Raw genomic sequence first — 9,406 nt, forward strand, 5'->3', positions numbered from 1 at the left:
CTCATTTCGATCGAAGCGGGAGCAGGCGACGTTGCAGCTCGGTCAGGACGGCGCGCTTGTCGCGCAGGAAGAAGAAGTGATCGCCCTCGAAGGGCAGAAGGTCGAAGCGACCCGTGGTGAGCTCGCGCCAGCGCTGTTGCTCTTCGAGCGGCGCCAGGTCGTCCGCGCGGCCCGCGAATGCCGTGATGGGGCACTCGAGCGGGCGTTCGTCGCCAAAGTGGTAGGACTCAACGACGGAGTTGTCGGCGTCCATGGATCGCGCCAAAAGTGCTTGCATTTCGGGGTCGCGAAACACCGAATCGGGCGTGGATTGGTAGAAGGCCATCGCCTTCAGCGCGGACTGCTGCGTGGAGACGCGGCTCAAGGTCGTCTCCGCAAAGGGGATGTGCGGGGCGAAGCACGAAGAGACAAACACGTGCCGAGGCGTGCGCCCGGTGCGCCGGCGCAACTCCGCGAGGGTGGCAAAGCCGGTGAGCCCTCCCAGGCTGTATCCGAAGACGGCGAACGGCGTGTCGAGGAGCGGCTCGAGCTCGTCCACGATGGCGGACGCGTACGCGGACATGCTGCGCTCGGGTTCTTCCTGAAGGCGCTCCTCACGACCCGGGGGCTGGAAGGCGAGGATCTCCACGTCCTCGGGAAACTGCTGCCACCATCCCTGGAAGGCCGATGCTCCGGCGCCGCCGTGGGGAAAGCAGAGGAGACGCAGCTTGGCCGATGGGTTCGGCCGCTCGCGCACGAGCCAGCGGCCCGCGGAGGGCGCCGGTGCTGCGGTGGATTCGTGGCCTGCGACGCGCTCGAGCAGGAAGGTCGCGAGCTCGTCCAAGGTGGGGTAGCGCCAGATCAAGGTGGAGGAGAGCGAGACGCTGAGGCCGGCCTCGAGGCGGTTGCGCAGCTCGATGGCCATGAGGGAGTCGAAGCCCATTTCCTTGAAGGTGAGCTGAGGCCTGACGTGCTCGACGGGAACCTTGAGGACCCGCGAGAGATTCTGCTTGAGGAAGCCGTCGAGGTGGTCGCGGCGCGCGCGGGGGGCGGCGGCGGCGAGGGCCTCGGCGATGGAAGCATCACGGGAGGTCTCGTCGTCGCGGTAGCGGCTCTCGGCGCGGATGGTCGCGAAGAGGCTGTTCTTGGCGATCTGCGGATTGAGTTTGCGCCAGAGAAGAAACGGGAACGGAAAGACCCCGAGCGTCGTCTCGCCCCCGCGCAGGGCGAGCTCGAGGGCCTTCATGCCTTTCTCGGGTGCGATGCCTGCGATGCCGCTTCGCTCGGCGTTGGCGGCGAGGCCGATGTCGCGGAAGGCGCCCCACTGGATGGCCAGGGCCGGAAGGCCGCGCGCACGACGGTGGGCGGCAAGGCCGTCCATGAAGGCGTTGGCCGCGGCGTAGTTTCCTTGGCCCGGGGACCCGAGCATGGAGGCGACGGAGGAGAAGAGGACGAAGTGCTGCAGGGGCAGGTTGCGCGTCAGCGCGTGGAGGTTCCAGGCACCGGCAACCTTGCTGTCAAGGACCGATCGGAACTTGGCGCGGTCCATCTGGAGCAAGGCGCCGTCGCGGAGGATGCCGGCGCAGTGGACGACACCGCGGAGCGGGGCGCCGCCTTGGGCGATGACGTGGAGGGCGGCTTGGAGATCGTCGCGGCGTGCGACGTCGGCGGCGAAGATGCGGACGTGGGCGCCCCGGGCCTGAAGGGCGCGGATGGCCTCTTGGGCTCGCGCGTCGGGGGCGGAGCGGCCGAGCAGGGCGAGATGGCGTACGCCGCGATCGACGAGGAAGCTTGCCACGCGGAGGCCGAGGGCCCCCAGGCCGCCGGTGATGAGGTAGCTGCCGGATGCGTCTCCCCAGCCCTGGCCCTCCTCCGCCACGGGCTGACGAGGGAGGCGCAATGACATGAAGGTGGCCGAAGATGGGAGCGTCGGAGGCGCTTTGGAGGCCGAGAAATCGATGAAGGTTCCGCGGGCGTCGAGCAAGGAGCCCATGCGGGCGGCGGTGGCCGGCGCGGCGAGGTTCACGATGACGTCGACGGGATCCTCCGCGTGGGCGAGGACGCGCGTGTCATGCAACGCGGCCTCGCGCGTGATGGCTTCGTGCAGTCGCGGCTCGGCGCCGAGGACGAGCCACGTGCGACCCCGCTCGAAGGGGGCCAGGCGGCGCAGCAAGGTCAAGGTCTGCGCAAGATCGATCTCGGGCGCGGCCGATGGGGCGGCAGGCGGCACGTAGCGCGTGAGGCGCGCCTCGTGGGCGATGCCAGCGCGCAGACGCATTTGGTCGGGCACCTGCTCGGCGCAGAGCATCGCGACGAACAGGTCCACGCTGCGCCGATCCAGCTCGCACGAGACCGTCTTGAACTCGGGATGCTCGTAGTCCAGCACGCGCGCCATGGCCCAGAGGGGCGCTTGCCGCGGGGTCGTGCCCGAGGTCATCACCCAGAGGCGCGGGCAAGGCTGCGGATCGGTCGCCGCGAGGGCCTGCACCAGCTCGAGCAGCGACTCGGTCTCGGGGAGCTCCGCGGGCAGAACGTCGGGCTCCGCCTCGAGCGACGGTGCATCCAGGCCCCAGAAATAGAGCACCCGCGTGAACGCGCTCGGTGGATGCTGCTCGAAGAGCTCGCGAAATGCGACCTTGGTATCTTTGCGAATCAGGGTCGTCTTCACGCCCACCGGCGCCAGCCGATCGGCAACGGCCGCCGCGAGACCTCCCGCGTCCGCGAACACGAGCCACGATTCATCGCGCTTCGCCACAGGCCGGGGTGATGCCTCCAGCGGTTGCCAGTGAAGCTGGTAAAACCACTCGCTCGGAACCTCGGATTGGCCTTCCACGCGGCGGATGACGAACCGCTCGACGCTGAGCACCGGAGCTCCGTCGGCGTCGCGAAGCCAAAGCTGCGCCTCCACCGTCGCAGGATCCCGGGCGGCCGTCTCCAGCAGCTTCAGGTGCGCATGCAGCCCCTCGATGCGCGCCCCCGGCTTGCGATGAAGGCGCACCCCATGAAGGGCGGACGGAAGGTACACCGCACCTTCGTCCACGCGATCCAACCCGGAAAGCGCCGTGTCGATCACTTGGAACGCGCCATCGAGCAAGCTTGGGTGCACCTGGCATCCCGAAAGCTCCCCCTGAACGGCGGCCGGCACCTGGAGCTCCGCCAGCACCTCGCCGGGCCTGCAGAAAAGGCTCCCCACGACTTGGTACGCCGCGCCATATTCGAGGCCGCGCTCCCGCGTACGCAGGTAATGGTCCTCCGCGGAAACGCGCTGCGAAAGACGCCCGCGCAGAGCCTCGAGCGGCTCCGTCGATCCGACGGCCTCGCCCGCCTCACGCGTCACGAGGCCATCGGCGTGGCGCGTCCATACGGCGCCGTCGTCGTCCCGGCTGCCGATGGCGAACGCGAACGTCCGCTCGTCGAGCGGGGTGAGCTCCACCTGCACGGTGCGCGCCCCGTCCTCGCGAAGCACCAGCGCCGCCCGGATCTCCAGCGCGTCGATGCGCGTCGCGCCGGACAGCCCGAGCTCGGCGGCTGCCTCCAGCACCAACTCGACGTACCCGGCACCTGGAAACAGCACCATGCCATTCACGCGGTGATCCGCCAGCGAGGGCATCATGGCGGGGCTCATGGCGCTCTCCCAGATGCGCCGCCCATCCGCCGTCGTCGCGACCCGCTCGAGCATGCGGCCCACCGCACTGGCGCCTGCCGCCTGCGCGCTCGGTGTGTACCAGAAACGCTGCTCCTGCCATGGGTAGCTCGGCAGCGCGAGCACCTCGGCACCTTCCGGCGAGACGCAAGCCAGCCGCCCGCCCGCGCAGAAGTACCGGGCGCGCGCCTCGAGCAGGCAGTCGCTCTCGGATTTGTCGCGGTACAACGACGGCAGGGTGAGCGCCTTGGCCTCGAGGTGCTGCAAGCCCTGCGTCATCGCCGGCACCAACACCGGGTGCGGGCTGATCTCCAGAAAGACGTTGTGTCCGTCCTCGACCAGCTTCCGAAGGACCGGCCAGAAAAGCACCGGCTCGCGCAGGTTGTCGGCCCAATAGCACGCATTCATCGCGAGGCCGTCCTCCACGCGATGGGTCACCGTGGAGTAGAAAGCGACCTTCGCCTCGCGCGCTCGCACCTGGCCGAGCGCATCGTTCAGCACGGGACGAAGGGCGTCCATCTGCGGGGAGTGGGACGCGTAGTCGACCTTCACGGCGCGGCAGAAGACGTCCCGCCGCCGCAGCTCTTCGAGCACCTGCTCCATGGGCCCCGGCGCCCCCGAGAGCAGCACCGTGTGCGGGCCGTTCTCGGCGGCAACGGCGACCTCGGGCTGTCCTGTAAGGGCGCGCTCGGCCTCTTCGCGGCCGAGCTCCACCAGCGCCATGGCGCCGTTACCGCGCGTGCGCTTCACGATTTGACTGCGCCGCGTGATGATGCACACCGCATCCTCGAGCGAGAGCACCCCGGCGACGTAGGCCGCCGCCACCTCGCCCATGCTGTGCCCGATCACCGCGCTCGGAACGACGCCCCAGGAGCGCCATAGCCGCGCCAGACCAACTTGCACCGCAAAGATGCACGGCTGAATGACGTCCACCTGATCCAACCGGGAGGCCTCCGCATCGGCGCGCAGCTCCGCCAGCACCGACCAACCCGCGTACGTTTGAATCCAGGTGTCGACCTCTTGCAACTCCGCGGCAAACTCGGGCTCGCGCTCCAGAAGCTGGCACCCCATCTTGATCCATTGGGAGCCTTGCCCGGGAAACACGAAGACCACCTTGGGATCGCCCAGCGCCACCTCGTCGGTCCGAACGCAGCGCGCGTCGTCTTCGCCGGCGGCCACCGTTGCCAGCTGCTCGTGCAACTCCGCCAAGGAGCCCGCACGCAAGGCGGCGCGCTGGCGATGCGGGGTGCGTTTGTGCAACGTGTGCAGCACGTCGTCGAGCGAGAGCTCGGGCCTTGCCTCCAAGTGCGCCTTCAACCGCGCCGCGTGCGCGCGCAGCGCTTCGGGATGGTGCGCGCTGAGGGGAACGAGCCGCACGTCCGTCGTTGCAGATTGAGACTTGGGGGCGCGCGGCGGGGCCTCCTCCAGGATGGCGTGCGCGTTGGTGCCGCTCATGCCAAACGAGCTGACCGCCGCGCACCGCGGCGGACCGGCCGCGCGCCACGGCGTAAGCTCGGTGGGAATGCGCGTGGCCGCGTGCAATTCAATGTGCGGATTGAGCTCGGTGAAGTGCAAATTGCGCGGCACGGCGCCGTGCCGGAGCGCGAGCACCGCTTTGATGAGACCGCAGATGCCCGCCGCCGACTCCAGGTGGCCGAAGTTCGTCTTCACCGAGCCGATGAGAAGCGGCGTCTCCGCGGGGCGATCCGCGCAATAGACGTCTTGGATCGCGGCCATCTCGATCGGATCGCCCAGCTTCGTGCCCGTACCGTGCGCCTCGAGGTAGCCCACGCGGTGCGGCTCGAGCCCCGCTTCGTTCAATGCGGCGAGCATCAACTCGCGCTGGGCGCTGCCGCTGGGAACGGTCATGCCGTTGCTGCGTCCATCGTGGTTCACGTGGGTCGCTCGCAGAACCGCGTCGATGCGATCGCCGTCGCGAAGTGCATCGCCGAGGCGCTTCAACACCACCACGCCGCTGCCCTCCCCCGGGATGTAGCCGTCGGCCGACGCATCGAAGGTCGCGCAACGCCCGCTCGGAGAGAGCATCCGCGCCTGGCAGCGGATCATGTAGATCTCCGGCATCAGCAGCAGGTTGATGCCCCCGGCCAGCGCGAGATCGCTGTGCCCGAGCCGCAAGCTCTGGCAGGCCAGGTGCAACGCCACCAGCGACGACGAGCACGCAGTGTCCACGGACAAAGTCGGCCCGCGCAGGCCAAGCTGGTACGACACGCGCCCGCTCACCACGCAGTGCGGGTGGCCCGTGGCGAAATACGTATCCATTTCGCCGTGCGCGGTGTCCTTCATCTGCATCATCGCGTAATCCTGATTGACGATGCCTGCGTAGACGCCTGTCCGGGTGCCCTCCAGCGTCTCGGCCGCGATGCCCGCATTCTCCAGGGCCTCCCAGCACGTCTGCAGGAAGATGCGCTGCTGCGGGTCCATGCTCTGGGCCTCGCGCGGCGAGATGCCGAAAAACTCCGCATCGAAACCATCGACGCGCGTCAAGAAGCCACCGTGCGCCGTGTACATGCGGCCCGGCGTGCCGGGTTCCTCATCGTAATAGCGGGCGAGGTCCCAACGCTCTTTGGGCGCTTCCCGAACGCCGTTTGCACCTTCCTCGAGGAATTGCCAGAAGGACTCCGGGTCGTCGATGCCGCCGGGAAAGCGGCAGCCCATTCCGATAATCGCGATGGGCTCCGACGAGGACGCCACGGACACGGTCGCCTCGGGTGCAGCCACCGCAACCTCGACGCCGCGAAGGCGGTCGAACTCGCGCGCGAGGTAGTCGGTCAGGCCCTCGATGGTCGGTCGCTCGAAGACCACGGCTGGCGTGAGCTCGTGCCCGCGTGTGAGCCGCAGGGCCTTGGAGAGCTCGACGGCGCCCACGGAGTCCATGCCCAAGTCGCTCAACAAAGTGCGCTTGGACGGTGCGGCATCAGGCGCCAGGTGGAGCACGCGGGCCAGCTGCTCGCGCACGTGCCGCTCGATGCGCGGGGGACGGGCGAGCGTCCCCAGGGCCTGGAGCTCGTTCCAGAGCTTCGACGAGGGCTCCTGCGCGGGCGCCTTGGCGGGTGCGTTCTCCAAAGAGGCAAGCTCCGAAGAGGCGGGCCAAAAGCGGCGGTGATGCCAGGGATACGCGGGCAAGGACACGGCGTCCGCCTCACCCGGGTAGATGGCGCTCCAGTCGATGGGGTAACCGGCGACGTGCAACGCGGCCACGTTCGCGAGAAGCGTCGGGGCCTCCGCCACGCCACGGCGCAGTGAGTAGGCGGCCGCCCCCGCGACGCCTTCGCGGCGAAGGGTCTCCTGGATGGACGCGAACAGCACGGGGTGCGGCGAAATTTCGACGATGGCGCGGTAGCCGTCGCGCAGCATCGCCACGAGCGCCGGGTGAAAACGAACCGCGTCGGTGAGGTTTCTGCCCCAATAGCCCGAGGTCAGGTCCTCGCCACGCACCGGGGCGGCGGTGACGCTGCTGTAGAGGCAAAGCTCCGCGCGGCGGGGGTTCAACCCGCGCAGTGCGGCCTCGAAGGGCTCTCGGAAGGCGCGCATTTGCGGCGAGTGAAAGGCGTAGTCCACGCGAAGGAGGCGATGCTTGATGCCATCGCTGGCCACGCGCTCCAGGATCCGGCCCAGCGCCTCCGTCGCCCCGGCGAGCACGGTGGTCTCGGGGCCATTGAGCGCGGCGATGGCCACCTCGTCCTCGTGGCCCTCGACGTAGCGCCGCGCGTCCGCTTCGCTGCACGAGAGCTCGGCCATCTTTCCGCGACCGGTGGCCTCGTCCATGAAGCGACCTCGCAGCCCGGCGAGGTGCAGCGCCTCGGTGCGGGGGAGCACACCGGCGAGGTACGCGGCCGTGAGCTCGCCCAGGCTGTGGCCGAGCACCGCATCGGGCACCACGCCCCAACGCCGCCAGAGATCCGCGAGCGCGATCTGCAGGGCAACGATGACCGGCTGCGCGATGCACGTTCGGTCCAACTGCGACGGCTCCGCGAGGAGCGCGTCCACCAGGGACCAGCCGAACTCCTCGCGAAATGGCACGTCCATGAAGCGCAGGCCGCTCGCGAAGTCCGGATCGCTGGCCAGGAGCTCGCGCCCCATGCCGATCCATTGGCTCCCCTGCCCCGAAAAGACGAAGGCCGTTTTCGACATGCCATCCAGCACGGTCTCGCCCCGCACCACGGCCGGGTGGTGCGTTTCCTCGAGGAAGTCGGACAGGGCACGGCGCAGATCGTCGGCGGTCGTGCCCTGCACGACGAGCCGGTTGCGATGGTGCACGCGGCGGCGCGCGGCCGTGTGGCACACGTCTGCGACGCCGTCTTCTTCCGAGAGACGATCGCGGTAGGCTGCCGCGAGTTGCACCAGCGAGCGCTCATGGTGCGCGGACAGGCACAAAAGCTGGGTGCCCGAACGCGAGGCACGGCGGGCCTCGCGGGGCGGAGCTTCCTCCAGAATGACGTGCGCGTTGGTGCCGCTGAAGCCGAACGAGCTCACCCCGGCCATGCGAGGTCCCTCGGCCGTCCAAGGCTCGAGGCGCGTGGGGACCGCCACGGGCATGTTCCAATCGATGCGGGAGCTCGGCGTCTCGAAGTGCAGATGCGCGGGAATGGCGCGATGCCGCAGGCACAAGGCCGCCTTGATGAACCCCGCGATACCGGCGGCCGCCTCCGTGTGCCCCAGGTTGCTCTTCACCGAGCCCACGCGCAGGGCGTCGGGCCGCGGTGCGCTGCCGAAGACGGCGGCAATGGCGCCCATTTCGATGGGATCGCCCAGGGGTGTGCCGGTTCCGTGGGCCTCCAGGTAGCCAATGCGCTGCGGCGCGACCCCCGCGTTGGCGAGTGCGGCCAGGAGGAGCTCACGCTGGGCCGCACCATTGGGAACGGTGAGCCCGCCGCTGCGGCCATCGTGGTTCAACGCGGAGCCGCGGATGACCGCCCAAATGGGGTCTCCGTCGCGCTGCGCGTCGTCGAGCCGTTTGAGCACGACCACGCCGCAACCTTCCGCGCGCACGTAGCCGTCGGCGGCCTCCGCGAAGGCGCGGCACCGCCCCGTGGGGGAGAGCGCGCCGAACCGCGTGAGGAACACGCTGCCGTTGGGGCTCAAGACCAGGTTGATGCCGCCGGCGAGTGCCACCTCGGACTCCCCTTGCCGAAGGCTCGCGCACGCTTGGTGAATGGCCACGAGCGACGACGAGCACGCGGTGTCGATGACCAGCGCCGGGCCCTTGGTCCCGAGGAAGAACGAGAGCCGCCCCGCCGCGAGGCATGCGGCGTTTCCCGTTCCCGCGTGTGCGCTCACGGCATTCAAATCGGCATTGCGTAATTCGAAATCGCCGTAATCGTTGTTGCCAATTCCGACGAAGATACCCGTGCGGCTTCCCTGCAGCTTCTCCGGCAATATCCCTGCATTTTCGCAGGCCTCCCACGCGACCTCGAGCAAGAGCCGGTGCTGCGGATCCATGCTCGCCGCCTCGCGCGGTGAGACGTGGAAAAACTCCGGATCGAAATCGGCCTCGTGGTCGATGCGCCCCAAGGCGCGGGTGGTGATGGCACCGGCGTCGAACAGCGCGTCGGGCCACCGCGCCTCCCCCACGGCATCGCGTTCTTCACGCAAGAGGGCCCACAGATCGTCGGGCGTGCGGCAGCCTCCCGGAAATCGGCACGCCATGCCCACCACGGCAATCGGTGCACGCGCCACGGACTCGGCACGCGCGAGCCGTGCCTTGAGGTCCTTGATGGCGACGAGGGCTTTTTTGTTCTGTTCGAGAAGGGCAGTCGTATCCAC

The 9,406-nt window shown here is 69.0% G+C and carries 1 protein-coding gene; it reads right to left on the bottom strand.

All coding sequences use genetic code 11. The features are described from left to right. Position 1: 1 nt before the first annotated feature. On the bottom strand, positions 2-9,406 hold the full coding sequence (locus tag LVJ94_38745; protein ID WXB02834.1) for an SDR family NAD(P)-dependent oxidoreductase: 9,405 nt from the start codon (positions 9,404-9,406) through the stop codon (positions 2-4).

The sequence above is a fragment of the Sorangiineae bacterium MSr11367 genome, assembly GCA_037157805.1.
GTDB lineage: Bacteria > Myxococcota_A > Polyangia > Polyangiales > Polyangiaceae > Pendulispora > Pendulispora rubella.